The 23,692-nt window shown below is 39.2% G+C and carries 28 protein-coding genes; 13 read left to right on the plus strand and 15 right to left on the minus strand.

Translation table 11 applies throughout. The annotated features are described in order from the left end of the window. Positions 1-357 precede the first annotated feature (357 nt). Positions 358-840 (plus strand): DUF2243 domain-containing protein, encoded by a 483-nt coding sequence (locus AC1D0Y_RS19065; RefSeq protein WP_060746366.1) that lies wholly within the window; start codon positions 358-360, stop codon positions 838-840. Further along, positions 833-1,591 carry a cytochrome c oxidase assembly protein gene (locus tag AC1D0Y_RS19070; RefSeq protein ID WP_060746365.1) on the plus strand — a complete coding sequence of 253 codons (759 nt, stop codon included), beginning with the start codon at positions 833-835 and terminating at the stop codon, positions 1,589-1,591. The genes AC1D0Y_RS19065 and AC1D0Y_RS19070 overlap by 8 nt, the downstream gene beginning before the upstream one ends. A gap of 38 nt (positions 1,592-1,629) precedes the next feature. On the opposite strand, the gene AC1D0Y_RS19075 is transcribed toward AC1D0Y_RS19070, so the two are convergent. Then, on the minus strand, positions 1,630-2,514 hold the full coding sequence (locus AC1D0Y_RS19075; RefSeq protein WP_060746364.1) for a YitT family protein: 885 nt from the start codon (positions 2,512-2,514) through the stop codon (positions 1,630-1,632). A gap of 301 nt (positions 2,515-2,815) precedes the next feature. Here AC1D0Y_RS19075 and AC1D0Y_RS19080 point away from each other — a divergent pair, with 301 nt between their 5' ends. Beyond that, on the plus strand, positions 2,816-2,941 hold the full coding sequence (locus AC1D0Y_RS19080) for a hypothetical protein (protein ID WP_013057857.1): 126 nt from the start codon (positions 2,816-2,818) through the stop codon (positions 2,939-2,941). A gap of 98 nt (positions 2,942-3,039) precedes the next feature. Next, complete coding sequence (locus tag AC1D0Y_RS19085) at positions 3,040-3,513, plus strand: hypothetical protein (protein WP_060746363.1); 474 nt, start codon at positions 3,040-3,042, stop codon at positions 3,511-3,513. Between the two features lie 27 nt (positions 3,514-3,540). On the opposite strand, the gene AC1D0Y_RS19090 is transcribed toward AC1D0Y_RS19085, so the two are convergent. Beyond that, positions 3,541-3,999 (minus strand): GyrI-like domain-containing protein, encoded by a 459-nt coding sequence (locus AC1D0Y_RS19090; protein ID WP_060746362.1) that lies wholly within the window; start codon positions 3,997-3,999, stop codon positions 3,541-3,543. 251 nt (positions 4,000-4,250) lie between these two features. Here AC1D0Y_RS19090 and AC1D0Y_RS19095 point away from each other — a divergent pair, with 251 nt between their 5' ends. Continuing rightward, on the plus strand, positions 4,251-4,685 hold the full coding sequence (locus AC1D0Y_RS19095; RefSeq protein WP_060746361.1) for a hypothetical protein: 435 nt from the start codon (positions 4,251-4,253) through the stop codon (positions 4,683-4,685). A gap of 88 nt (positions 4,686-4,773) precedes the next feature. Here AC1D0Y_RS19095 and AC1D0Y_RS19100 read toward each other — a convergent pair whose 3' ends face one another. Further along, positions 4,774-5,001, minus strand: a complete 228-nt coding sequence (locus AC1D0Y_RS19100) for a hypothetical protein (RefSeq protein ID WP_013057853.1) — start codon at positions 4,999-5,001, stop codon at positions 4,774-4,776. A gap of 128 nt (positions 5,002-5,129) precedes the next feature. On the opposite strand from AC1D0Y_RS19100, the gene AC1D0Y_RS19105 reads away from it, so the two are divergent. Then, complete coding sequence (locus AC1D0Y_RS19105) at positions 5,130-6,128, plus strand: NADP-dependent oxidoreductase (RefSeq protein WP_028409240.1); 999 nt, start codon at positions 5,130-5,132, stop codon at positions 6,126-6,128. A gap of 38 nt (positions 6,129-6,166) precedes the next feature. Here AC1D0Y_RS19105 and AC1D0Y_RS19110 read toward each other — a convergent pair whose 3' ends face one another. Continuing rightward, complete coding sequence (locus tag AC1D0Y_RS19110) at positions 6,167-6,799, minus strand: YitT family protein (protein WP_028409239.1); 633 nt, start codon at positions 6,797-6,799, stop codon at positions 6,167-6,169. A 417-nt stretch (positions 6,800-7,216) separates the two neighbouring features. Between AC1D0Y_RS19110 and AC1D0Y_RS19115 the strand changes: the two genes are divergently transcribed. Next, positions 7,217-8,041, plus strand: coding sequence for a 5'-nucleotidase, lipoprotein e(P4) family (locus AC1D0Y_RS19115; protein WP_060746360.1), 825 nt, complete (start codon positions 7,217-7,219; stop codon positions 8,039-8,041). On the opposite strand, the gene AC1D0Y_RS19120 is transcribed toward AC1D0Y_RS19115, so the two are convergent. Together AC1D0Y_RS19120 and AC1D0Y_RS19125 are read right to left on the minus strand one after the other, a co-directional pair. Beyond that, complete coding sequence (locus tag AC1D0Y_RS19120; protein WP_180232254.1) at positions 8,034-8,249, minus strand: hypothetical protein; 216 nt, start codon at positions 8,247-8,249, stop codon at positions 8,034-8,036. The two genes, AC1D0Y_RS19115 and AC1D0Y_RS19120, sit on opposite strands and share 8 nt — an antisense overlap. A gap of 180 nt (positions 8,250-8,429) precedes the next feature. Then, positions 8,430-8,999 carry a GNAT family N-acetyltransferase gene (locus tag AC1D0Y_RS19125; RefSeq protein ID WP_025751097.1) on the minus strand — a complete coding sequence of 190 codons (570 nt, stop codon included), beginning with the start codon at positions 8,997-8,999 and terminating at the stop codon, positions 8,430-8,432. 312 nt (positions 9,000-9,311) lie between these two features. On the opposite strand from AC1D0Y_RS19125, the gene AC1D0Y_RS19130 reads away from it, so the two are divergent. Continuing rightward, positions 9,312-10,103, plus strand: a complete 792-nt coding sequence (locus AC1D0Y_RS19130) for a sulfite exporter TauE/SafE family protein (RefSeq protein WP_060746359.1) — start codon at positions 9,312-9,314, stop codon at positions 10,101-10,103. Positions 10,104-10,133: 30 nt separating this feature from the next. Here the strand turns inward: AC1D0Y_RS19130 and AC1D0Y_RS19135 are convergent, their stop codons facing one another. From AC1D0Y_RS19135 to AC1D0Y_RS19145, 3 genes are all read right to left on the minus strand, one after another. Next, the gene (locus tag AC1D0Y_RS19135; RefSeq protein WP_028409236.1) at positions 10,134-10,859 is read right to left on the minus strand and encodes a class D sortase; all 726 of its coding nucleotides are present in this window, start codon (positions 10,857-10,859) and stop codon (positions 10,134-10,136) included. 1 nt (position 10,860) lies between these two features. Continuing rightward, positions 10,861-11,997, minus strand: a complete 1,137-nt coding sequence (locus tag AC1D0Y_RS19140; protein WP_060746358.1) for a processed acidic surface protein — start codon at positions 11,995-11,997, stop codon at positions 10,861-10,863. Between the two features lie 343 nt (positions 11,998-12,340). Beyond that, positions 12,341-12,472, minus strand: a complete 132-nt coding sequence (locus AC1D0Y_RS19145) for a hypothetical protein (RefSeq protein ID WP_013057845.1) — start codon at positions 12,470-12,472, stop codon at positions 12,341-12,343. A gap of 335 nt (positions 12,473-12,807) precedes the next feature. On the opposite strand from AC1D0Y_RS19145, the gene AC1D0Y_RS19150 reads away from it, so the two are divergent. From AC1D0Y_RS19150 to AC1D0Y_RS19165, 4 genes are all read left to right on the plus strand, one after another. Continuing rightward, the gene (locus AC1D0Y_RS19150) at positions 12,808-13,365 is read left to right on the plus strand and encodes a thioredoxin family protein (protein ID WP_060746357.1); all 558 of its coding nucleotides are present in this window, start codon (positions 12,808-12,810) and stop codon (positions 13,363-13,365) included. Positions 13,366-13,748: 383 nt separating this feature from the next. Beyond that, positions 13,749-15,392 (plus strand): APC family permease, encoded by a 1,644-nt coding sequence (locus AC1D0Y_RS19155; protein WP_060746356.1) that lies wholly within the window; start codon positions 13,749-13,751, stop codon positions 15,390-15,392. 406 nt (positions 15,393-15,798) lie between these two features. Then, positions 15,799-16,422 carry a LysE family translocator gene (locus AC1D0Y_RS19160; protein ID WP_060746355.1) on the plus strand — a complete coding sequence of 208 codons (624 nt, stop codon included), beginning with the start codon at positions 15,799-15,801 and terminating at the stop codon, positions 16,420-16,422. A gap of 445 nt (positions 16,423-16,867) precedes the next feature. Next, positions 16,868-17,713, plus strand: coding sequence for an N-acetylmuramoyl-L-alanine amidase family protein (locus AC1D0Y_RS19165; protein ID WP_060746354.1), 846 nt, complete (start codon positions 16,868-16,870; stop codon positions 17,711-17,713). A gap of 47 nt (positions 17,714-17,760) precedes the next feature. On the opposite strand, the gene AC1D0Y_RS19170 is transcribed toward AC1D0Y_RS19165, so the two are convergent. The 6 genes from AC1D0Y_RS19170 to AC1D0Y_RS19195 form a co-directional block, all read right to left on the minus strand. Continuing rightward, on the minus strand, positions 17,761-18,078 hold the full coding sequence (locus tag AC1D0Y_RS19170; protein ID WP_013083905.1) for a DUF3243 domain-containing protein: 318 nt from the start codon (positions 18,076-18,078) through the stop codon (positions 17,761-17,763). 223 nt (positions 18,079-18,301) lie between these two features. Beyond that, positions 18,302-18,808 (minus strand): PCYCGC motif-containing (lipo)protein, encoded by a 507-nt coding sequence (locus AC1D0Y_RS19175; protein ID WP_060746353.1) that lies wholly within the window; start codon positions 18,806-18,808, stop codon positions 18,302-18,304. Between the two features lie 84 nt (positions 18,809-18,892). Beyond that, the gene (locus tag AC1D0Y_RS19180; RefSeq protein ID WP_013083903.1) at positions 18,893-19,513 is read right to left on the minus strand and encodes a class I SAM-dependent methyltransferase; all 621 of its coding nucleotides are present in this window, start codon (positions 19,511-19,513) and stop codon (positions 18,893-18,895) included. 58 nt (positions 19,514-19,571) lie between these two features. Next, positions 19,572-22,130: a heavy metal translocating P-type ATPase gene (locus AC1D0Y_RS19185; protein WP_477707850.1), complete on the minus strand. Its 2,559-nt coding sequence runs from the start codon at positions 22,128-22,130 to the stop codon at positions 19,572-19,574. Positions 22,131-22,161: 31 nt separating this feature from the next. Next, the gene (locus tag AC1D0Y_RS19190; RefSeq protein WP_013057833.1) at positions 22,162-22,521 is read right to left on the minus strand and encodes an ArsR/SmtB family transcription factor; all 360 of its coding nucleotides are present in this window, start codon (positions 22,519-22,521) and stop codon (positions 22,162-22,164) included. Between the two features lie 285 nt (positions 22,522-22,806). Continuing rightward, entirely contained in the window at positions 22,807-23,238 is a 432-nt protein-coding gene (locus tag AC1D0Y_RS19195; RefSeq protein ID WP_098579641.1) for a PAS domain-containing protein, read from the minus strand. A gap of 184 nt (positions 23,239-23,422) precedes the next feature. Here AC1D0Y_RS19195 and AC1D0Y_RS19200 point away from each other — a divergent pair, with 184 nt between their 5' ends. Then, entirely contained in the window at positions 23,423-23,662 is a 240-nt protein-coding gene (locus AC1D0Y_RS19200) for a hypothetical protein (protein WP_025751108.1), read from the plus strand. Positions 23,663-23,692 lie beyond the last annotated feature (30 nt).

The raw sequence follows: 23,692 nt of genomic DNA on the forward strand, positions 1-23,692 counted from the left end.
GCTCTGGCTCTGGGAAAGCAGGTCTTCACAAAGGAGTAAAACTATGAAAAAAATATGCTAATTGGCTTCGCAAGTACTATCCTATACCTTTATGGTGAAAAAATGGTGAAAAGAGAAACGGGATATAAAAAAGACCTGCTTTGGGGAAACAGGTCTTCAGAAAGGGAGTAAAACTATGAAAAAAATATGCTAATTGGCTTCGCAAATACTATCCTATACCTTTATGGTGAAAAGATGGTGAAAACGATATTAGGATATAGCTCCTATTTTTCCATATTATAGATTCATTTCTCTTTAATAGGGTATACGTTCATTAGAATCGATATAAACTTAAAGAGCTGCCAGGGAGGTATATATATGGAAAAGAAACACGAAGCAACTGCAAATCAGCGCGTGGTTCATCGCACTCGAAATAGCTGGTCAGGCTTTTTGTTTGGCGTAGGGTTAGTTGCTTTTATTGATGAAGCAGTGTTTCATCAGCTGCTTCATTGGCATCATTTTTATGATAAATCCACAACGGCCGCTGGTTTAGTGTCGGACGGTTTGTTTCATGCGTTCAGCTGGTTCGCTACAATTGCATCACTTTTTATGGTGGCAGATCTAAGGCGCCGAGGCGGCTGGTGGGTGAAAAGGTGGCTAGGAGGAGTATTGCTTGGAGCCGGGGCGTTTCAGCTTTATGACGGGACCGTGCAGCACAAGCTTATGGGACTTCATCAAATCCGGTACGGAGTGAAGATCGCACCTTACGACATTACGTGGAATGTACTTGCATGTTTGATGCTGCTTATTGGCATCATGTTAACATGGTTTACACGTAAACAAGGTGCACATCATGATTAAATATGAAGTATTATCTCAGCTTTTATTAGCCCTGCCTTTTGTCGCTGCCTTTTTTTTATACATGTGGGCTGTAGCTTCTTCGAATGCAACGTATAGAAAATGGTCATTATATAGGACGTCCAGCTGGACACTTGGTATTTTATGCGCCATATTTTCTGTAGCCGGACCGCTCGCAGCCCGTGCTCATATGGACTTTACTGCGCATATGACGGGGCATTTGCTTTTAGGTATGCTAGCTCCGCTTTTAATGGCGTTAGGAGCACCTCTTACGCTGCTGCTTCGCACGCTTCCGGTTCATGCAGCCAGAAAAGTGTCAAAACTTTTAAAAGGACGGTTTGTTCGGTTCATCAGCAGTCCAGTGACAGCTTCTGTTCTTAACGTAGGAGGACTTTGGATTCTTTATACAACAAGTCTGTATGGCATGATGCATCACTCTTTTTTCGTGCATGTCGCTGTACATATTCACGTGTTTTTAGCCGGCTATTTATTCACCGTATCGATGATTTCAATCGATCCTTCGCCGCACCAAAAAACTTTTACGCACCGAGCGTCCGTATTGGTTGTTGCTCTTGCCGCTCACGGTATTTTATCAAAATATGTGTATGCTCACCCGCCTATGCACGTCTCGGCGGAAGGGGCGCAGCAAGGGGCTATGCTGATGTATTACGGAGGCGATTTAATCGACTTATGTTTAATTGTGCTTCTTTGTTATGAATGGTTTAAGCGGGTTCAAAAAGTATCTCTTATATAAAAAACGCGCAGAAAGCATGGTGCTTTCTGCGCGTTTTTTTAGTGAATGTTTCGTTTTTTAAAGCGTCCTCCGCGGACTTCGGTAATATCTGCAACGGCTAAAAAGGCAGTAGGGTCAAAATCTTCAACAATGGTTTTTAGCTTTGATTCTTCAAGGCGCGTAATGATGCAGAAAATCACTTTTTTATCATCGCCCGTATAAGCACCTTCACCGTGCAAATAGGTAACGCCTCGACCTAGACGCGCATTAATCGCATCGCCGATGTCATCAGAATGATCACTAATAATCCAAGCTGATTTTGATTCTTCCAATCCTTCTACAACCGTATCAATGGCTTTAGCTGCAATGATGTACGCAAGGATGGAATACATGGCGCGGTCCCAAGTGAACACAAATCCCGCTGCTCCTAAAATGAAGAAGTTGAAAAACATCACAATTTCTCCCACGGAAAACGGAATTTTTTTACTGATTAAAATGGCAAGTATCTCCGTGCCGTCAAGCGCTCCGCCGTAGCGAATTACGAGTCCAATTCCAATTCCGAGAATAATCCCTCCAAAAACGGTAGCAAGAAGAACGTCTGCGGTAAACGCGGGGACTTCATGAAACATAGAAGTTAAGATGGATACAACCAGTATGCCAAAAATAGTGGAAATGGCAAATGTTTTTCCCATTTGCTTGTACCCGATAAATACAAACGGAAGATTTAGTACAAAAAGAAAGATTCCTAGATTTACCCCGGTAATATGCGAAAGCATGATGGAAATACCGGTAATTCCTCCGTCGACAACGTGGTTTGGAACAAGGAAAATCTCAAGTCCTGTGGCCATGAGCAGGGCACCAATCGCAATAGCGATGGCCCTTCCAAATACCTGTCCCTTGGACAGCTTTCGGTGCTGAATTTTCGCTTTTTCGAGTTCTGTCATTTGCATGTCTCCTTTGATGTTTCCTATGTATTTCTCACTTTAGAAAAGTGAAACTATCTTTAATTATACCTTACTATGCACAATTAGTGGGGATAGACGGCTTAATTACTTGTTTCACCATATAAAAAAAGCCTGCTTCAGAGTCATAAGCAGGCTTTTTAAGGAGTAAAACGATGAAAAAAGATAGTTGGCTTCACGGCTTTAACTATATAGAAACTTGATGAAAAAACAGTGAAAACGCCGGCATGTGCGCCAAGAAAATCGGGGATACTAGTTAAAAAAGCCAAAAGGAGATGACGAAATGAGCGTGTGGATGATGTATAATCACTTGATGCATTCGCAAACCTTTTTAAGCAGCGTATTAATTAGCGGTATTCTTCTTGTCAGCGGAGGATTTGTATACGGCAGAATAATGAGCAAAAAGTGAACCTAATATTGCCACGGATAGGTTGTTAATGGAAGATGCTCAATAGCTGCTTGGTTAATGTTATACTTGCTCCATAAGCTTAGCGTGGAGGTGTCAGCATGAGCAAGCATCATGATTTAACAGCATCATACGGAGAATCGTTAGTGACGTCTGAACATCAGTTTGAAGCTAGCTATTACTATCATCAAGTGCGCGAACAGTGCATGAATCACATTCATGAAATAAGCAAAGCGGTAGATGAATTCACCGTTGATTTTACAGATGAAAGTTTGAAAATATTAGAGCTTCTTTACTATGATCTAGAAGACAGCAATTGCTTTGACTATTTTTCGATGACAAAAGAAGAATTCGAAGAGTGTATGGGCGTATACTTTGGTGAGGTGGTTACGTCTACTATTGACGAAGCGCGCTGGGTTGTGAAAGAATATCCGCTTATGGAAAACAAGTATGTGACCGGAATTGAAAAAGGGAATCTTTCAATCATGTTTCCCCACGGCTTTTTTAACCATAAAGAGCGTCATCCAGAGTGCGTTTTTACTCTTTATCATTTATATAAACAGCTGCAAAAATAGGAAAAGGTGAACATAAGTTCACCTTTTTTATTGTCCCAGCTTTATGGGAATATAAATATCCATTTCATATGTATCACTATATAAATTACTGTGTATAGCTGTATTTACAATTTCAAGAGCAGGACCTTCAATCATGCTGTAAGGAGAGTTCGGCAGCCATTCATTCCAGATGCTGTTGTACGTCGACCCGAGCGATGCAATGGGACCTCTGTGTTTAAACTGCAGGTATGTAAACGAAGGAAACGTATGAACGCTCATACCGTTTGGAATAAAAGCCGTATCAGCCACTTCTGTCCCTGCAATATAAAAATAATTTTCTTTTTTCGGAGCCATGCAAATGCCTGTAACCATATGAGGTTCTTTTGAAGAGCTAATCATTTCTTTTTCTTTAAGTATTTGCTTCAAAAGATTCTCTTTTTGATACTCTCCGTTTTTTGCTATGCCTATCACTGAAAATCCTTCTTTATATACAACTTTACCTTGCATAATCCACCTCGAATTTTTCAAGCTCTAGCTTTTATTCTATCAATCATAAATTTCTTTACCGTGATTGTAACATAATCTTAAGTAGATATCGATGCAGAAAATGGAACATTACAGGAGACAGCTTTTGTGAATTAAGGAATAGTTTAAGCAAGCTGGTTGATGGAGGTCTTTGAACTCCTAGTCATGTAAATTTAAAGGTAAGTATATACTTTATTACCCTATAATTTATATAACTAAGAGGAGGGAAAGTAATGGGAGACGTGATTCAAAGCCAGCTGAATATATTTTCATCGCAGTCTCAAAGCGTACAGTCGTTGACTTACGGCTCTGAAACAAGCATTTTAACTGTAAATGCTGAGACGAAAAAAAACAATCAGAAGATGAAAATAGATGGGTTTGCTACAATTGAAGCAAACATTCCTCTTGGATTAACTAGTTATCAATACGGGGTAACACTTAAAGTATATAGAAATTCTCAGCTTTTGTTTTCACAGAATTTACAGCAGGGAGCTGCAGCCGTTTTAACACTATCATTTACTCAGCAAAACGCTCTTTCTTTTACGTGGGTAGATACAGTAACATCAATTGGTACGTACACGTACTCAATCAGAATGGAATTTTTTATCCGGTCTTCAACTGGGGTGACCGTTCAAACGACTACCCGTGCAATTGCGATTACTACATAAAAACAGCGCCATAATTCTGGCGCTGTTTTTTTACTGATGCAACACTTTATTTATATAACGTTTATGAAGAGTAAATCCGGGAAACTCCTTAATATAAGTCAAAATGGTAGCTAAACCAGTAGTCGTCCTGCACATTCTTTGTGTTTGAAGCAACAATATGCTCATGACCTTGTTCATCCGTGGCAATCCAATTATAGTTGATATCCATTTTAATCGGATACATATTACCTTTTTTAAACAAAATAACGGGGGGAGTTACTTCAACAAACTCGTTTAGTTTTTTAACAACATTTTCTTTACAGCGAATTAGCTCCATGTCTTTTTCTCCTTCGGTGTTATTGCACAATCATATTTTTTGCGTTGTGCACAATATATAATTTAAAATAACAAAGGTAAGTTTAGCACATTTTACAAAAAACAGAGAAATAAAAAGGAGCGATATCGATGAATGAACAAATTTTATTAGCAGAACGCCCAAAAGGAATGCCAACAAAAGATACATTTAAATACGAAAAAATTGAAATGCCTACAGCAAAAGAAGGCGAGGTACTTGTTCAAACACTGTATCTTTCTGTTGATCCGTATATGAGAGGACGCATGAACGATACAAAATCATATGTTCCTCCATTTGAGCTAAACGCACCGCTTGCAGGCGGCATTGTAGCACGCGTAACGGAATCAAAATCAGATCGCTTTAAAGAAGGCGATATCGTGACGGGTATGCTTCCTTGGAAACGCTATTCAGCTGCAGAAGCAAAAAACTTACAGAAAGTTGATCCAGAGCTAGCGCCAATTACAACGGCTATCGGGGTTCTTGGTATGCCTGGTCTCACAGCTTACTTTGGACTGCTTGAAATTGGTCAGCCAAAAGAAGGCGAAACAGTAGTCGTTTCCGGTGCAGCAGGTGCTGTTGGATCTGTTGTTGGTCAAATCGCTAAAATTAAAGGCGCACGTGTTGTCGGCATCGCAGGTTCTGAAGATAAAATTGCTTATTTAAAAGATGAGCTCGGATTTGATGAAGTGATTAATTATAAAAAAGGAAATGTAAAAGAAGCATTGAAAGAAGCGTGTCCTAATGGCGTTGATGTTTACTTTGAAAACGTCGGTGGAGAGATTTCAGATGCAGTTGTTAGCTTATTAAATAAATTTGCGCGCATTCCGCTTTGCGGCCAAATTTCACTGTATAACTTAGAAAAACAAGACGTTGGGCCACGTGTTCAAACACCTTTATTAATTAACAGTGCGTTAATGAAAGGCTTTATCGTAGCCGACTATGCAGACAAATTCCCTGAAGGCATTAAGCAGTTAGGCGAATGGGTGCAGCAAGGGAAAATCAAGTACAGCGAAAACGTTGTAGAAGGTTTTGAAAATGTACCTGAAGCGTTCCTTGGTTTATTTGAAGGAGCAAACTTAGGAAAACAGCTTGTAAAAGTAGCAGAATAAGCGTAAAAACCGTGCGGGATCATTCCCACACGGTTTTTTTACATGGTTGAAGCCGTTTGTTGTTTCGCTTCTTCTTCCATATGTTCACCAGTTCGTTCGATTGGCGAGCGTTTGTGATAGCGTCCAAGCAGTCCTGTCATGATGAAGATACCGATTAACGAATAAAGAACTTGAACTACGCCGAATACCACCGTTGCAGAGCCTACAATCAGCACATCTGTCAAAAGCATTGTTTTACCTGGATTAATGCCAAATCGTTTATCAAGAAACACGCATAGCATGTTGATGCCGCCAAGAGAAGAGCCGTGGCGAAACAAAAAGATTAGTCCAATGCCGACAATAATGCCGCCCAAAACCGCGGCTACAAGCGGATGCGGAAGCGCAAATGAAAAGTTGGCAGCTAATAAATCGGACATCACTGACATCAGGCTAACGCTGATGAAGCTTTTTATCGTAAACTGCAGTCCAATTTGTGTAAGAGCCATAAAATAAAACGGTAGATTGATAATAAAGAACAATACCCCAAATGAAATACCGGTTAAATGCTGCAGCACGATGCCAAGTCCTGCCGTTCCGCCAATAACGAGGTTAGAAGCGGTTAAAAATTGAATTCCGATGGCAACGCATAAGCAGCCAAAGGTAATCCATCCCCATTGTTTTACGTGATTCATATCTCCATCCCCTTTTGTATATTTATACAATACTTTCGATAGAAAACACCGTCTTTTAATTCACAAAATCTATTTTACTATATATCTTTTCAAAAAAAAGCACTTTTGTGAGAGAATCTAACACAAGATAAAAAGTTAGATAATTCAGATTTATTAAGTTGTTTTGGAGCAAATTAATGATAAATCGATATGTTTCTAAAAAAAGATTAAAAAGAAAGAATGAGAAAAACGGATTTCGGAAAATGTATAAACAAATATTTGGATAATGGTTAAAAAAAGGGAGAAAAAAATAGTTAAAACGAACTATTTAACTTTACACTTAAAATATTATTCGTCTTTATATTGATTTTCTGTGCATTTAAGGTAATATATAACATTATTAGAATGAAAATATGTAGAGATGGAAGTGGATGCGAAATGAATAAGAAATTATCAGCGTTGACAGGGGTGGCTGTACTTGCTTTTTCACTGACGGCATGTGCCCCTCAGCAGGAAAAAGAAGTGTCTGCTGAGAAAAAAGAACCCACTCAACACCTAGCTGATCAGCAAATCATGGCGGACGCTTGGTATCAAACATCCGGCGAAATGAAAGCTTTGTATTACCAAGGTTACAATACGGGCAAGCTGCGTTTAGATGAGGCGCTTGCAAAAAGTACCGATAAAAAGCCTGCCATTATTTTGGATTTAGATGAGACTGTGCTTGATAATAGTCCATTTCAAGCATCAGCAATCAAAAGCGGCAAAGGATTTCCTTATAAGTGGGATGAGTGGGTGCAAGCAGCAAAAGCGAAAGCAGTACCAGGTGCTGTTGATTTCTTGACGTATGCGGAGCAAAAAGGCGTAGATATTTACTATATTTCAGGCCGTACAACTTCTCAGCTTGAGGCAACAATTAAAAACTTAAAGAATTTACATATTCCTCAAGCAACCAAAGACCATGTGCTATTAACGGGTCCAAAAGATGAAGGAAAAGAAACGCGCCGTCAAAAAGTAGCGACAAATCATAATGTAGTTCTGCTGTTTGGTGATAACTTATCTGATTTTAGCGGCTTTGATAAAAAGTCCATTACTGATCGAAATAAGCTTGTAGAGGAGCAAAAAGAAGCGTTTGGCCAAAAGCTAATCGTATTTCCAAATCCAATGTATGGAGATTGGGAAGGAGCTATTTATAACTACGACTACTCAATTTCGGACAAACAAAAAGATAAGCTTCGCCGCGAACAGCTTCAGTATTTCAATTGAAAAATAGGTTGAAACATAACGAAATCGCTCCAATCAAAAGGCGAACAAATTGGATACATGAGCTGAACCGCTTGTTACACCGCTGTTGATTTCCGTACAAGACTTCGCTTTCCGCGGGCGGCCGATGAGCCTCCTCGTCGCTTTTCTCCTGCGGGGTCTCATCTATTCCGCTTTTCCCGCAGGAGTCTTCGTCTCGCCCTCCAATCAACAGCTGGTAGAATGAAACCTATGTTCACCATCACAATAAAAAATCCGAACGAGGTTGATTCTTCATTAAGAATCAACCTCGTTTGGATTTCTCTTCAACTCACATATTGTTGTCCCAGCTTCTTTTAATCTTTTTACTATACCCTATTTAAACGATAGCTTGTCCAAATGATCCTGCCTTTTAAGAAAGAAGCCAAGGAGCATAAGGAGCTTGCTTCCACTCGTGTTTCAACATGCCATAAATCACAAGGTCATGGTAGTGATCATATAGGTATTCACCTTCTCTGCAAATGCCTTCTTCTGTAAAACCTAGGCGCGCAGGGATGGCTTTACTTTTTTCGTTATTAACGCCGCAGCGTATTTCGACTCGGTGAAGGTTTAGCGTATTAAATGCATAGTTCAGGCATCCGTGTACGGCTCTTGTCATAATACCTTTTCCTTGAAAATCATGTCCAATCCAATAGCCGAGACTTGTACTTTTGTTTCCCCAATTAATTCCGTGAAAACCAATCATCCCGGCGATTTCTCCGTAGTACCGAATGATGGCCTGGAATCCTTGGTTATTATAATATTGAGCTCTCCATTCAGGGATGAGTTCATCATAGTCAGCAATACTTTGCATGCTATCTACCCATGGGAGCCATTCTTTTAGGTAAGGTCTTGACTCGTTAATAAGAGAAAGCAAGGGGAAAGCGTCAGTTGATTCAATCAAATGCAAACTAACTTCGTCATCAATTTTGTATTCAAACATACGAAAGCCTCCTGTGATGATGGGCCTGCTGAGATAAGCGTAACGTGTAGGCAGTTCTAACATCTAGTTTTTCTTTATTCTACCACAAGTAACAGAAGGGAGAACGAGGAAGTTTAGGCTAAAAGTAAATAACGCATAAAGTCGATAGGATTTTAATGATTAAAAAAATTAATAATTGAAAGCACTTTTATCAATATTTTTACAGAAAAGAAGCATATACAGTGATACAATGGAAGAAGAGATAAGGCGTTGTAAGTATACATACTTTCTAACAAACATGATATTGGATTGATAAAAGCAGGTGGTAAAAACATGGATGTACAACTATTAATAACGGTATTTGCACTCGGGTTTTTCGGGTCATTTTTAGCAGGTATGCTTGGAATTGGAGGATCAGTTGTTTTGTATCCGCTGCTGCTATTTGTTCCGCCTCTTGTAGGAGTGGGAACGTTCAGCGCGCACGAAGTAGCTGGTATAGGAGCCGTGCAGTCGCTGTTTGCGTCTGTTTCAGGAGCTCTTGCTTACAAAAAGGGCGGCTATTTGAATAAACCGTTAATTTTATATATGGGTATCAGCGTCTTAGTTGGCAGTCTCATTGGTTCAACGCTATCAAACTCGTTTTCAGAAGGAATGATCAATTTCATTTACGGCGTGATGGCAACAATTGCTGCAGGATTAATGTTTATGCCCAAAAAAAATAATCCAGCGGCCGATTCATTCGAAGTGACGTTTTCAAAACCTTTGGCAGCAGCTCTGGCGTTTTTAGTTGGAATTTGCGGGGGGATTGTTGGAGCAGGGGGCGCATTTTTACTTGTTCCTATTATGATTACCGTGTTAAAAATTCCTGTGCGCGTAACGATTGCAAGCTCATTAGCCGTGACGTTTATTTCGTCTATGGGAACAACATTTGGTAAAGTAATGACGCATCAAGTCCTTTTGCTTCCGGCGCTTATGATTATTGGAGCAAGCTTACTAGCAGCTCCAATCGGCGCTTTTGTCGGGCAAAAGACGAAGGTAGCGTCGCTGCAAGTTATCTTAGCGATCGTTATTACGGCGACTTCGCTGAAAATATGGTTTGATTTACTAATGAAATCTATTCATTAAAAAAAGCTGCCTTTTTAAGGACAGCTTTTTTTATTTTGTTGTTGATGACACAAGGTGAGCGACTAAAATATAGCGTTCAGGTGCTGAACCAACGTAATTAAACGGATAACAGGTGCTGACGGTTAAAGTGGCTCTAGGCTTCGGCACAATAACAGTCCGGTCATCCGCATCAACGATTCGTACTTTGTTCACTTTGTATGTGAAGGTGCCTGCTGCCGTGTTCACCACGAGCGAATCGCCTTCACCCACGTCGCCAAGCTTACGAAAAACCGTATCGCGATGTCCTGATAGAACAGAATTGTCGTTTTGACCAGGCAGCACACTTCCTGCAAAATGACCCACGCCTTTTTCTAATTCATCTTCGTTCGTACCGTGATAAATCGGCAGCTTAGCGTTTAATTTAGGGATATATAATTCTCCCATTAAATCACCGATTTTCGGCTGTTTCGGGTAAGACACATTTGACACTTTCGGCTTTTTTTCCGGGCTAGCAGTACGAGAGTGTACCGTTTTTTTAGCTTCAACAGAAGAAGCTTCAGCAGAAGAGTCTGCTGTTGAAGAATCCTTGCTTTTAGAAACTGAAGCTGCGGCTGGTTCTTCTGTATCCATTGTTTTAAATGCCAAATAGCCTCTTGCAAATTTATAGGCGTTTGTGGTCGTAAACCAAAGACCAAAGCAAATGACGGCGGCTAAAAGGGAAAGAACAATCAACCGCTTTTTGCGATTGATTGTTCTTCTTGTTTTTCTTGGTTCCATTTTATGCGCGTCTCACTTTGCGGAAAAGAACAAAGCCAGCGGCTACAAGCACTAATCCAATTAATGTATTTGTTACATAATTAGAAGCCGTTTCCGGAAGTTTTCCGCCTTTAACGGTTTTTTGTACAGCGCCATTCGTTTGTTTCTTTACCGGTTCTTGTTTCTTTTCTACTGCTGGTTTTTGCGCTTGAGCTGGTTTTGCTGCAGCTTCAGCAGATTTTTCCACTTCTTTGCCTGTGTCTGTGATGATATCAGAATTAAACATATCGCCTGTGATCACCATGTCTGCTAAAAATTTACCGTCTGTTGTATAAAGAGAAATTTTTAGACTTGCATTTTTTAATTCTTCTAAGTTGATTAAATCAGTAAGAGAAAGCGGTCTTTCATTTCCGCCTTGTACAAGTGAAAACTTAGCGTCTAAATGGAAGATTGATAGCATTTCTTTATAAATAGACATTAATTCAGCGATTTGATCAGCAGATAATTCTGTTGCTGTATCAAAATCTTCGAATGCCGCTAAGCGCTCGCCTAATTGATCTAAGCGGTTAAGCGTTGCTTCATTTGAAAGCTCATCTTCTAACGATGTAAAATGTGCTTCAATTCGATTTAATTCTTCTGAAGTTAAGCCTAATTCAGACTGCATAAACGATAGTAAGCCGCTTAAATCTTCTTCGCTTAATAATTCATCATCGTAAGAAGCGTCTTCTTCGTCATATGACTCATCATCTTCATACCAGTCGTCGCCCTCTAGATAGAAGCCAACGTCCTCGTATAAATCATCTAGATATACATAGTCGTCTAAGCTTTGGCCGTTCTCTTTTAATAACGCATTTAAGCTTGTTTTGTCTAAGTCAAAATCTGCATACACATCTTGCACGTTATGTAAGTCAGCTGCAATTGGTTCACCTAAAAATTCTTCTAAATCTGCGATTGTATCGTAGTTTTCAAGACTATCGTCATACAGTGAAAGTGAATATTCAACGTCGTCTTTGGTTACTTCAAAGCCTCGCGTTTGGCTTACCGATTTTAAATACTTGTTGAAATCTGCGTCAAATGTTGACGCTGCTGCGAATGAAGACGTTGGAAATACGCCAACAAACAGCAGAAATGATAATAGTATTGCCCCCAGTTTTTTCATCAATTTTCTCCTTTTTTTTACGTTTTCTACAAGATTATATAGGAAGAGTTATAAATTTACAATATATACTTATATTATATATACCTTGAATATAGTGGTAATCTAAGGGATTTATAGAACTATATATTTTGAGAAAACCGTATGAAAGGGAGTGGAAAGCCCTAGGTAGAAAAAGGAGGAAATAAAGAAAAAGGTTTATATTTTTTTTGACAGAGGCAGAAATATAAAAAAATATCAAAAAAGAACAGCACTTAGAAGCTGTTCTTTTTGAAATGATATGTAAGCCTTAGCATAGATAGTTGAAATTCGATACCGTTCCGCTTTAGAAAAAGGTGGTTACGAGTTATGATTTTAGTAAGGATAGTGAAGAAAAGTGAGAGCGCGGTTTTGTCAGCTCTATTTTGATTCCTTTTAGCCTTAAACGTTCTACAAACTGTTTGCGTTTTTTTCGCTTTTCATGCGGGGATTGATTCATATTTGCCTCATCCTCCATATTTAGTCAAGTAGCTAACATATCATTATCATAATCAAAAGATGACGGTTACACAATAAACATTCTCAAATATTCACAAAGATTTAAAATTTGTTACATTGATAGTGTACATGTACCCCATTCTCTTTTTTTATAACATCTCAATGTGCTGTTTTTAAATCGAAGTTTTGTAAATCCTGTCGCAGGCTAAAAAACGCGCTGACTTTTATATTTTGATTCACTGTGCTTAAAAGCTATACTAGTAGTGCGTATAGAAAAGAGTAAAACGAATTTTTACATCTCATCTATTCGTATACAAAAAAGAAAGAGGGATTTTGATGAAAACAGAACAGCAGTATTTTGAAGAAGGAAAATCAATTCAAACATATATGAACGACATGAGTACATTAAAAGAGGAAAGTTTAGCTGTTTATGAACAATTTCAGCTTCCTAAAGATGGACTGGCTGACAAATTAAAGGCTCACAAGCTTCATTTCTTAGCGATTACTGAAGATTGGTGCGGAGATGCGATGATGATTAACCCAATCATTCGTAAAGTAGCTGAAGCGGCCGGTATCGATGTGCGCGTTGCACTGCGAGATGCGGACACCGAATTAATTGACCGCCACTTAACAAACGGAGGACGTGCCATTCCGATTATTTTAATTTTTAATAATGAAGGGACGCTACTTGGGAAGTGGGGCCCCCGTGCTCCCGAAGTTCAGCAAATTGTCGATGAGCTTCGTGCTACGCTTCCTTCAAAAGAAGATCCTTCGTTTGAAGAAAAGCAAAAAGAAGTCTTTTCTTCGTTACGAACAAGATATAAAGAAGAATCGGCTCTTTGGTCGTATGTTTATAACAGCTTTAAAGAAACGGTATTAGCTGTTGTGAAATAACTTAAAAAAGCAGGATAAAATGAAGCATTCATTTTATCTTGCTTTTTTTCTGGTTATTGCAACAAGATCGTTTGTCTATCACTTTAATGGAAAGGCAGCCCTTATGAATGTTAGTATTCAAATCGCGCACTTTTAATTGAAAAAACGCACAAAATTCTAAAAATAAAAATATTTTTTATTCAAAACGCGTACTTTTTAACTTGATGATGATATAATAACAAATAATAAATGAAGAAAGGGGACGCGTAAATGAATGGAAAAGCTTTCGGCTAGTACTTTTAAACAGCATTTTTAAAGTTCAAAATGAATTTTATTTTTTAAATTTAATGAAAGCGCTTAATAACTCACTTCTCAGAAAAATATAGAAGAAAGGTGTTAGATACATGAATAACTTACATAGAAAAATGGGAACGTTTTCTCTCATGATGGTCGGCCTTGGATCTATTATTGGATCAGGATGGCTGTTTGGGGCATGGAGAGCTGCTCAAATTGCAGGCCCCGCAGCAATTGCTTCTTGGATTATTGGAATGGTTGTTATTTTATTTATAGCTCTTTCTTACAGTGAACTAGGATCGATGTTTCCAGAAGCAGGAGGTATGGTTAAATATACGCAATACTCACACGGCTCATTTCTTGGCTTTATTGCGGCTTGGGCAAACTGGATTGCAATCGTATCGGTTATTCCTGTTGAAGCCGTTGCTTCTGTTCAGTATATGAGTTCATGGCCGTGGGAGTGGGCGAAATGGACAGGCAGTTTAGTAGAAAACGGGATTCTTACCGGAAAAGGCTTGGCTATTGCCACAGGACTATTAATCATTTATTTTCTTCTAAATTACTGGACCGTAGGCTTATTTTCGAAAGCTAATTCACTTATTACCGTTTTTAAGATTGTAATTCCAGGGCTTACAATTGGTGCTCTTTTATTCGCAGGGTTTCACGGAGGAAACTTTTCATCTGCGGGAGGCGTTGCTCCAAATGGATGGGCAAGCGTTTTGACAGCTGTTGCTACGTCTGGGATTGTGTTTGCTTTTAACGGTTTTCAAAGCCCTATTAATATGGCGGGAGAAGCAAAAAATCCAGGTCGCTCTATTCCGATTGCAGTAGTAGGCTCAATTTTAATCGCAACCGTGATCTATGTATTGCTTCAAATTGCGTTTATTGGAGCGGTAAATCCTTCAGAAATCGTAAAAGGATGGAGTCATCTTAACTTTAATTCGCCGTTTGCCGATCTAGCGATTGCGTTAAATATTAACTGGCTTGTTATTGTGTTATATGCCGATGCTTTTGTATCGCCATCAGGAACAGGTATCACGTATACAGCTACCACGTCACGCATGATCTATGGTATGGAAAAAAATAAATACTTGCCGAATATACTGGGACGAGTTCATCCGCTTTACGGCGTTCCTCGTCAAGCCATGTTTTTTAATCTATTTGTCTCATTCATCTTTTTATTTTTATTTAGAGGCTGGGGAATTTTAGCCGAAATTATTTCTGTAGCTACGTTAATTTCATATCTTACTGGTCCTATCACAGCTATGACGTTAAGAAAAACGGGGACCGATCTTTATAGACCTTTACGTATAAAAGGGTTAAATGTAATAGCGCCTCTTGGCTTCATCTTTGCTTCACTTACTCTTTACTGGGCAAGATGGCCGTTAACTGGGCAGGTATTATTTATTATTTTAATAGGGTTACCGATTTATTTTTATTACCAAGCAAAATCAAAATGGAAAGGCTTTGGTCAAAACTTCCGAGCCGGCGTTTGGATGATTGTCTACTTATTATGTATGATGACAATCTCTTGGATAGGAAGTGAAAAATTCGGGGGACTCAATATTATTAAATACGGCTGGGATATGGGTCTTATTGCAATCGTTGCACTTTTCTTTTATGCTTGGGCACTTAAAAGCGGATACAAAACCGAGTATTTAAAAGAAGCAATTCATGTTAATAATGAAATGAAAGCAGCGGAAGCACAGACTGCCTCAGCTAAAGAGCAGATCATAGAAAAACAAATTAAATAAGTAGTAAAAATGAGGCTGGGACAAAAGTATTTCAGTTGAAGTCAAATGCGAACTATTAATTATTTTTTGATTGGTAGTTCGTGTTTTTTTGTTGTTATGTTGAATATAGATTTTATGTGTATAGTTGGTTCTAGCAGTTAATTGGAGGGCAAGGTGAAGACTCCTGCGGGAAAAGCGGAATAGGTAAGACCCCGCAGAAGCGCAAGCGACGAGGAGGCTCACTGGCCGCCCGCGGAAAGCGAAGCCTTGCACGGAAATCAACTGCGGTGTAACAAGCAGTCCAGCTTATGTATCCAATTAGTTATGTGTCAGCCTCTTCTTTTGTGGATAAATTTTATTTTTTTGAATGCTAGATAGTAAAAAATGTTATAATGGTTGGAAAAATCATGCAGGGGGAGAACGACTTATGGATATCGTATCAATCACTTCTTTTTTAGGCGTAGCCGCTTTGCTTACGGTTATGCCTGGACCTGATAACTTATTTGTTTTAGCACAAAGCATATCAAACGGTAGATATGCAGGAATCTCGACTTCATTAGGGCTTTGTACGGGCTTGCTTGGTCATATAGCTGCAGCAACATTGGGTCTATCGGCTGTTATCTATCAATCGGCTTTAGCGTTTGCTATTGTAAAATACGCTGGAGCAGCTTATTTATTATATCTGGCTTATAAGACGTTTACAGCAAAAGATTCCGCTCTCGCTGTTGAAAACAAAGAAGCGGTTGAGTACAAGGTGCTATATAAAAAAGGAGTGATTATGAATCTGCTAAATCCAAAAGTTTCGCTTTTTTTCCTTGCTCTTTTACCTCAGTTTGTTGATCATTCAACCGGACACCCCACACATCAAATGCTTGTTTATGGAGCTGTATTTTTAGTTCAAGCGCTGATTATTTTTACGTTAATTAGTCTATTTGCAGGGAAAGTAGGGGAGTTTTTGCGAAAATCTCCGGCGCTGTCTAAGCGGCTTAATCTCGTGCAAGGCTCTATCTTTACGCTTATTGGCTTAAAAATCGCTTTTAGTGAGAAATAGCAGAAGATAAGACGGCGAACCTGCTTTTTATCTCTATTAAAAGGCGTTGACATAAGTTAGTTAAAGGGAGATCCGAACGATAAATCCAATTCGTTCGGATTTTTTTATGTCTATGGTAAAAGCAGGTTTCATGTATGCAGTTGCTTCTAGCTGGTGATTGGAGGGCAAGGGGAAGGCTCTTGCGGAAAGCGAATTCTTGCACGGAAATCAACAGCGGTGTAATGAGATTCACGCTAGCTCATTTATCCGTCTTTATTTTGTGCTTTAAAACAGCGGAGAATACCTAGCGAAATCCTGCTTTCTTGTGTGAGTTTTTTTGAATGTTTTAAGGGGACGAACCCTTCTTGTCCAATCACATATATATATAGAATGAGAGATAACACATCAGGCAAAGCCGGTGTTAATCACAAGTTCTTTCATATTATGATTGAAAGGAAAGGTTCACATGAAAAAAGTATGGCTAGATGCAGGACACGGCGGTACAGATTCAGGCGCTTTAGGAAATAATTTGCGTGAAAAAGATATCACGCTGCAGCTTGTACTACACGCGCGGGCGTATTTAGAGCATAACTATTCCGTAGATGTTCAAGTAACCCGTTCAACCGATGTGTTTGTTTCATTATCAGATCGAGCGAACCGGGCTAATGCATGGGGAGCGGATATTTTTGTTTCTATGCACATTAATGCTGGAGAAGGTACTGGATTTGAAACGTATCGGTATCCATCACAAGAGGGAAGTCAATCTTCTCTTTTACAAAAAGAGCTGCACACGGAGATTTTACCAACCATGCGCAAATTTGGGACGATTGCAGATCGCGGCTTAAAAACGGCTAATTACGCTGTACTGCGTGAAACAAATATGCCAGCTGTTTTATCAGAAAACTTGTTTATCGATACGACAGCCGATGCTGAAAAATTAAAAAACGCGACGTTTCTTCGAGAAGTGGGCGAAGCACACGCGCGTGGAATTGCTAAGTATTTAAACTTACCTTCTAATGGAGTTACATTCTATACCATTCAATCTGGAGATACATTTTATAGCATTGCAAAGAAGTATAATATCACCGTTCAGCAGCTGCAGGATGCAAATCCTGGCGTAGATCCTGCAAAACTGCAAATTGGTCAGCAAATTGTTCTTCCTGTCACTACGTATACTGTACAAGCAGGAGATACGTTTTATAGCATTGCGAAAAAATATAGCATGACCGTTCAGCAGCTGCAGGATGCAAATCCTGGCGTAGATCCTGCAAACTTACAAATTGGTCAGCAAATTATCATTCCAGCTGTTTAATATCTGTAAATAAAAAAGATGACACGCTGCCGTGTCATCTTTTTTATTTATTGAACTAATCTTACAAGCATATGGGCAAGATGATGCTGCTGTTCTTTGTCTCCAACCTTCCACAGTTCGTGAAGCAGGTTTTCCTCTCGATTGCGCGGCTCTTCATGCTTAGCAAGGTAATCAGCTACTTTTTGAGCTGTTTTAGCCAGCTGCTCTTCATTCATCCCTAACTTTTCGCCTTTTGAGACCTTGTCCCCTAGATAACTTTTAAATCCTTCGAAGCTAGAGAGAATATCCTCTTTTTTCTCCTCGCTCATAGAATTAATTGCTCCTTCAACTTTTGCTGAATGATTTGTTTCTACAGAATTACTCATAGTTTTTTTCTCCTCTCATGGTTATATTTGGGTGTTAGAAAGCATATTCCCTGAGGATTCAGTAAATAAACGTCCAAATGTGTTATTTTTACATTATGGCGTTTTACAAGGATTTAAAAAGGTGAGGTCAACCGAGATTTTATCAACCAATAGTAAAATGACAAAAAAGACTTTGAATAAAGAAATCAAAGTCTTTTACTAATTTTTATTTTATACTGAGGCATCATACCTGGAGCGTAGGAGTAGGCGGGGCATAGCCTTCCTTATATTTATCATCGATTTCTTGGCGAATGTCTTCGATGCTTTTGCCTTTGCTGTAGTCTACTACAGCTTGAGCCGCTATTTCTAAACAGACGCCGCATTTTGTTCCGTGATCATCCCACGTCACTGCCCCGTTTTCTTTGTTTTCGAAGATAAAACAGTCGTAGTTGTTTTGATGATTAGCTTCTGTTCCACATCCGCAGTAGCAAGGAATGTTTTCTAGTAAGGTTTGATGCTTAGCAGCGGCTGCATAAATAAGCTGCATGTCTTCGGGCTTGTCACTTAGAAAAGAGGGAAGAGTTTCACTATTTTTTGTTTCTTCTCGCTTATCACCTGATGTGTGCTGCTGATGTTCTTTATGTTGTGTTGCTTCTGTACGTTTGCCGCCTGAACTTTCTTTACTTTCGTTTCCGCAGCCGGAGACCATGCTTGCTGCAAGAACAACTGTTATGACCTTTGATTTTATCATCAAAATGTTCATCCTTTCGTCAATTAAAGCTAGACAATAATATGTAGACCTATCATGTTAAACAGGCGTCATTCGTCTTTGAAGTCATTCATCAACTTTCTGCAAAATAATTTTCCGATACATACCTTTCAACATGACGCTTGAATTCTCCTTCAAGATAAGCTGATCTCGGCTTGCTTCAAACACATGTTCAAAAGAGAGTCCAATATCCGTTCCTAGTAATTTTACGAAAGGGCGGAATATTTTTTTAGGAAAAGCCGCTGATTTCTTTTTAGTTTCAAATTTATCAAAAATCAGGATAGTTCCCTTAGGCTTTACTACTCTTGTCATTTCTTTTAAAGCTTGCTCCGCATCAGGTACTACGCTAAGAATTAAGCTTGCTACAACTACATCAAACGAAAAAGAGTCGAATGTTAGCTGCTGAGCGTCCATTTGGTGGAAGGTTATAGATGGATTTTTGTATTTATCTTTTGCTTTTTGAAGCATTTCACTGGAATAGTCGATGGCTGTTACATTTACTTCATGAGGAATAAAAGCTAAATCTGCACCCGTTCCAACACCTACAAATAAAATGCGCTGTTCAGATGAAAAGTGGACGTCTTGAAAGACTTTTTTTCTGGCTCGATAAAACATCCCGTTATTAAAAAACGCATCATAAAAAGGAGCCCAACACTTATAAATAAATTGATTCCAGCGGTTATTCACGTAAACCCTCCTAGAAAATAAGCTTTCCAACGCCTGCTGGAAAGCTTATGGATTACATTTAATTTTTCATTTTGAGTAAGCGAAGACTGTTTAAAATAACAAGTAGCGCTGCTCCTGTATCGCTTAAGACGGCAATCCATAGAGTAAGCCACCCTGGGAAGATAAAGGCTAAGGCGATGACTTTAACGATAATAGAAAACCAAATGTTTTGTTTGATGACAGCTAATGCTTTGCGGCTTAGCTTCATCGTATGAGGAAGCTTTTCTAAATTGTCTGCCATGAGAACAATATCAGCTGTTTCCATGGCCGTATCAGTACCAGCACCGCCCATTGCAATGCCGAGATCAGCAGTTGCGAGGGCAGGGGCGTCATTAATTCCATCTCCAACCATAGCCGTTTGATACCCTTCATGTTGAAGCTGCTGTATGGCTTTCACTTTGTCTTCAGGCAGCAAATCGGCGAAATAGCGGTCTATCCGAGACTGAGAAGCAATCATTTTAGCTGTTCCTTCGTTATCACCAGTCAACATCACAATTTGCTGCATACCGTTTTGTTTGAGGCTTTCTAAAGCAGATACGGTTGTATGTCTGATGGTATCAGCTACGCTAATAATACCTAGAACACTTTTAGCTGTTCCGACAATAATAATCGTTTTACCTTCGTTTTGAAGCTTTTCAATATGAGACCAGCAGTGGGATAGAGGTGTTTCTAAATCTGAGAATAATTTTGCATTACCTGCGTAATAAACCGTTTCTTGAATTGTTGCCTGCACGCCTTTTCCTGTAAGGATTTTAAAATTTGATCCTTGTAAAGAACCGACTTTTTTCTCCTCTGCATAATCCACGATAGCACGGGCAATGGGGTGATTCGAATAGTCTTCAAGCGTTTTTGTTATCGCTAAAAGCTGATTTTCTTCAGCAGCAAGGGAAACGACCTCTGAAACAGCTGGTTTGCCTTCTGTCAGCGTTCCTGTTTTATCAAAAGCAATTGCATTGATTGCACCAGCTTTTTCTAAAAACGTCCCGCCTTTAATGAGCACGCCATTTTTCGCCGCGTTTCCAATCGCAGATACAATGGCGACGGGAGTAGAAATGACTAGCGCACATGGACAAGCCACAACTAATAATTCAAGCCCCTTGTAAAACCAGTCACTCCATGCACCATCAAAAAGGGGAGGGATGACCATAATGAATAAAGCTAAAATAAAGACGATAGGCGTGTAAATGGTTGCAAATTTATCAACAAATGCTTGAGTAGGCGCTTTTTTCTCCTGTGCTTCTTCCACTAAATGAATAATTTTAGAAATCGTCGTATCTTCCACTAGCTTTGTTACCTTAATTTCTAACGATCCGCTTTCGTTAATGGTGCCTGCATAAACAGCATCACCGATTACTTTATCAACTGGAATAGATTCGCCTGTAATAGGAGCTTGGTTGATACTGGATTCGCCGTTTATAATTTCACCATCTAGCGGAATTCGGTCTCCTGGCTTTACGACAATCGTAGTGCCGATTGAAATATCTTCCGCTGCTTTTTTAATCAGCTGGCCGTTTTCTTTCACCCATGCTTCAGAAGGAGCTAAGTCCATCAAACCTCGTATCGAGTTTCTTGTTTGTTCAATCGACCTTGTTTGCAGAGCAACACCTAAAGCAAATAGCCAAACGACCGTAGCACCTTCAAGCCATTCCCCAATAACAGCTGCTCCAAGTGCTGCAACGGTCATTAAAACATTCATGTCTAAAGAACGGCTTTTAATTCCGTAATAAGCACTTTTAGCCGGCTTATATCCGCTGACAATCATGGCAATAGCGTAGAGTACAGTTGTCATATAAGAAGCAACTCCTGTATGAGAACCGATAAAACCTAATGCGATGAAAATACCCGAAAAAACAATCGGTCCATTTTGCCCTTTATGGTGCCGCGACTCAGCAGACTGCCTGCTGCTGGTTACTAAAGTAGCAGTATACCCAGCTTTAGATACTTCTTTAATAATGTCCTCCGCTTCGTTATCGTGCTCAATTTGTGCTTTTCCCGTTGAAAAGTTAACGCGTACATCTTTGACAGCAGGAACTGTTTTTAAATGATTCACAATTGTGTTCGCACAAGCCGCGCAGTCCATTCCTTCAATCAAATACGTTTTCATTTTTTTATTTGATTGGATAGCCTCAATGTTAAACCCTAGTTTTTCTACTGAGCTTGGAATGAGTGACAAAGCTGACTCACTTGCAGCCGCTACCTGGAGCTTCCCTGTATTATAGTTGAGGGTTACATGTTGAATATCGTTTAATGTTTTTAAACTTTTTTCAATCGTCGCGGCGCAGGAAGGGCAATCCATTCCATATACGCGGTATTCAGCCGTTTCTTCTATGTCACTGCCTGTTGCTATATCGTGATCGCTGCAGCAAGAATGCTGGCTTTTATCGGTCGTTAACGCACTTGTATCTGAACAGCAGCTGTGACTGTGTGTGTGACTCTTTGTACTACAGGAAGAAGGTTCTTCAGTAGGTGCGGCTTCTGAAGAAGAGGAGCAGCAGGGGCTGTTCTCAATTTCTGATGAAGAAGGGCCACTGCAGCAGCTTCCGGTATGGTGATGACTTTTTTTATCTTCGTGTTTCATTGTGTCCCACTCCCTATACGGTAAGAAAAACTTAAATGGTTACGTCTTCTTTTTTAGCAAACATGATATCAATTACTTGTTTAATATGTGCATCTCTTAAAGAATAAAAAGCTAACTTTCCTTCTTTGCGATAATTGGCAATTCCTATATTACGCAGCAGTCTTAAATGGTGAGAAGCAGTAGCAACCGTAGAGCCTACTATATTGGCTACGTCACATACACATAATTCCTCGCCTTTATACAGAGCCAAGACAATTTTAAGCCTCGTTTCATCTCCTAACGCTTTGAACAGGGCAGAAACACCTTGAACAGCTTCGGCATCGATAGCAGGCTTAATACGATTTACTTTTTCTTCATTAAAACAATAAATATCACAGCGGTCTTTTGGCATGATTTCCTCCTTCATTCAAACATTCAAATGATTGTTTGTTTATAATATATGTCAATTTTAAAAAATGTTCAAACATTTATTGAGTATTCGGAATTTTTTTTCTGAGCAAAACATAAATATAGAAAGTATGCCTATTAGTGTATGTACTCTGTACTAAATGGTGCGGGCGAAAAGAAAATGACTTTACATGCAGAACAAAACAAAAAGCCACCCCTATAGGTAGCCTTTCAATGACTTTAAAAATGATAGCAATAATGAAATATAGCTTAAACTTTGTTTACTTAATTAGCGTTTTAATCGGTTAAATAATAAATCTGCTGCATTATTTAACACCTTGTCCGATTCTTTTAATCGTTTGTCTGAGTTTTCTAAATAGGATTGAGCAGATAATACAACATCTAACGGATCCTTGACATTCTTCTTCTCGGTACATACTAAATGCCCTACACCATTTTTCCAATGAATCGTGCACTTAAAATTTACAAATGTATCCTCGCTCGTTCTCAAACGCAAATGCCTAATGATGGGGTTAGATGAGGAGTGCTGTGACAGCATCCAGATTGCTTGTTTCCGGTCGTCTTTATGAATAATGCTCCACAGACTGGAGACTGAAGAAAAATAAGAATGTGCTTGACTAGAAAAGTGAAGGATTTCACCTTCTTGATTTAATTGAAAGTAAGGAACGGGGATCCATTTAAGTATGTTACTTTCCATCATGCACCTCTCCCAACTTAAGTAATCTCTTTTACCATATCACAATTACCTAATATTTGTATGATTTTTATTATTTTCCCCATGCTTTTCCCCGGTTTAAGCTGTAAAAGCTAAAGAATTATTCAGTTTAAAACACTTGAAAAAAGAACATACGTTCGATAAACTAAAAATTAAAGGAGCGAATTCTATGCGACAGCTACTTCAAGAAAGCTACTCTTCAAAACGACCTGTTGAAATTATTTATATGGACGATAAAGGATGTTTGACACAGCGATTTATTATTGTGTATAAAATTTATCCTCAGAGCGTAAAAGCTTGGTGCTTACTAAGAAACGAGAAGCGAACGTTTAAAATAGAGAATATCCTTTCATGCGGATTCAGCAATAAAAGGAAAAGCAGTTTTAGGCAGAAAGCTCACTCAATTTAAGAGGGGCTTTTTCATATCATTTCCTCTTAT

The sequence above is a fragment of the Priestia sp. P1_B12_1 genome, from assembly GCF_056406695.1.

Coding starts and splice junctions, on each gene's coding strand:
- AC1D0Y_RS19135 (WP_028409236.1), bottom strand. CDS start 10,859: ATGGAACCAAGAAAAACAAGAAGAACAATCAATCGCAAAAAGCGGTTG.
- AC1D0Y_RS19100 (WP_013057853.1), bottom strand. CDS start 5,001: ATGGAGCTAATTCGCTGTAAAGAAAATGTTGTTAAAAAACTAAACGAG.
- AC1D0Y_RS19090 (WP_060746362.1), bottom strand. CDS start 3,999: ATGCAAGGTAAAGTTGTATATAAAGAAGGATTTTCAGTGATAGGCATA.
- AC1D0Y_RS19190 (WP_013057833.1), bottom strand. CDS start 22,521: ATGCCAAAAGACCGCTGTGATATTTATTGTTTTAATGAAGAAAAAGTA.
- AC1D0Y_RS19105 (WP_028409240.1), top strand. CDS start 5,130: ATGAATGAACAAATTTTATTAGCAGAACGCCCAAAAGGAATGCCAACA.
- AC1D0Y_RS19145 (WP_013057845.1), bottom strand. CDS start 12,472: ATGAATCAATCCCCGCATGAAAAGCGAAAAAAACGCAAACAGTTTGTA.
- AC1D0Y_RS19175 (WP_060746353.1), bottom strand. CDS start 18,808: ATGATAAAATCAAAGGTCATAACAGTTGTTCTTGCAGCAAGCATGGTC.
- AC1D0Y_RS19160 (WP_060746355.1), top strand. CDS start 15,799: ATGGATATCGTATCAATCACTTCTTTTTTAGGCGTAGCCGCTTTGCTT.
- AC1D0Y_RS19140 (WP_060746358.1), bottom strand. CDS start 11,997: ATGAAAAAACTGGGGGCAATACTATTATCATTTCTGCTGTTTGTTGGC.
- AC1D0Y_RS19065 (WP_060746366.1), top strand. CDS start 358: ATGGAAAAGAAACACGAAGCAACTGCAAATCAGCGCGTGGTTCATCGC.
- AC1D0Y_RS19085 (WP_060746363.1), top strand. CDS start 3,040: ATGAGCAAGCATCATGATTTAACAGCATCATACGGAGAATCGTTAGTG.
- AC1D0Y_RS19125 (WP_025751097.1), bottom strand. CDS start 8,999: ATGTTTGAATACAAAATTGATGACGAAGTTAGTTTGCATTTGATTGAA.
- AC1D0Y_RS19095 (WP_060746361.1), top strand. CDS start 4,251: ATGGGAGACGTGATTCAAAGCCAGCTGAATATATTTTCATCGCAGTCT.
- AC1D0Y_RS19110 (WP_028409239.1), bottom strand. CDS start 6,799: ATGAATCACGTAAAACAATGGGGATGGATTACCTTTGGCTGCTTATGC.
- AC1D0Y_RS19165 (WP_060746354.1), top strand. CDS start 16,868: ATGAAAAAAGTATGGCTAGATGCAGGACACGGCGGTACAGATTCAGGC.
- AC1D0Y_RS19115 (WP_060746360.1), top strand. CDS start 7,217: ATGAATAAGAAATTATCAGCGTTGACAGGGGTGGCTGTACTTGCTTTT.
- AC1D0Y_RS19200 (WP_025751108.1), top strand. CDS start 23,423: ATGCGACAGCTACTTCAAGAAAGCTACTCTTCAAAACGACCTGTTGAA.
- AC1D0Y_RS19155 (WP_060746356.1), top strand. CDS start 13,749: ATGAATAACTTACATAGAAAAATGGGAACGTTTTCTCTCATGATGGTC.
- AC1D0Y_RS19070 (WP_060746365.1), top strand. CDS start 833: ATGATTAAATATGAAGTATTATCTCAGCTTTTATTAGCCCTGCCTTTT.
- AC1D0Y_RS19075 (WP_060746364.1), bottom strand. CDS start 2,514: ATGACAGAACTCGAAAAAGCGAAAATTCAGCACCGAAAGCTGTCCAAG.
- AC1D0Y_RS19170 (WP_013083905.1), bottom strand. CDS start 18,078: ATGAGTAATTCTGTAGAAACAAATCATTCAGCAAAAGTTGAAGGAGCA.
- AC1D0Y_RS19185 (WP_477707850.1), bottom strand. CDS start 22,130: ATGAAACACGAAGATAAAAAAAGTCATCACCATACCGGAAGCTGCTGC.
- AC1D0Y_RS19080 (WP_013057857.1), top strand. CDS start 2,816: ATGAGCGTGTGGATGATGTATAATCACTTGATGCATTCGCAAACCTTT.
- AC1D0Y_RS19150 (WP_060746357.1), top strand. CDS start 12,808: ATGAAAACAGAACAGCAGTATTTTGAAGAAGGAAAATCAATTCAAACA.
- AC1D0Y_RS19130 (WP_060746359.1), top strand. CDS start 9,312: ATGGATGTACAACTATTAATAACGGTATTTGCACTCGGGTTTTTCGGG.
- AC1D0Y_RS19195 (WP_098579641.1), bottom strand. CDS start 23,238: ATGATGGAAAGTAACATACTTAAATGGATCCCCGTTCCTTACTTTCAA.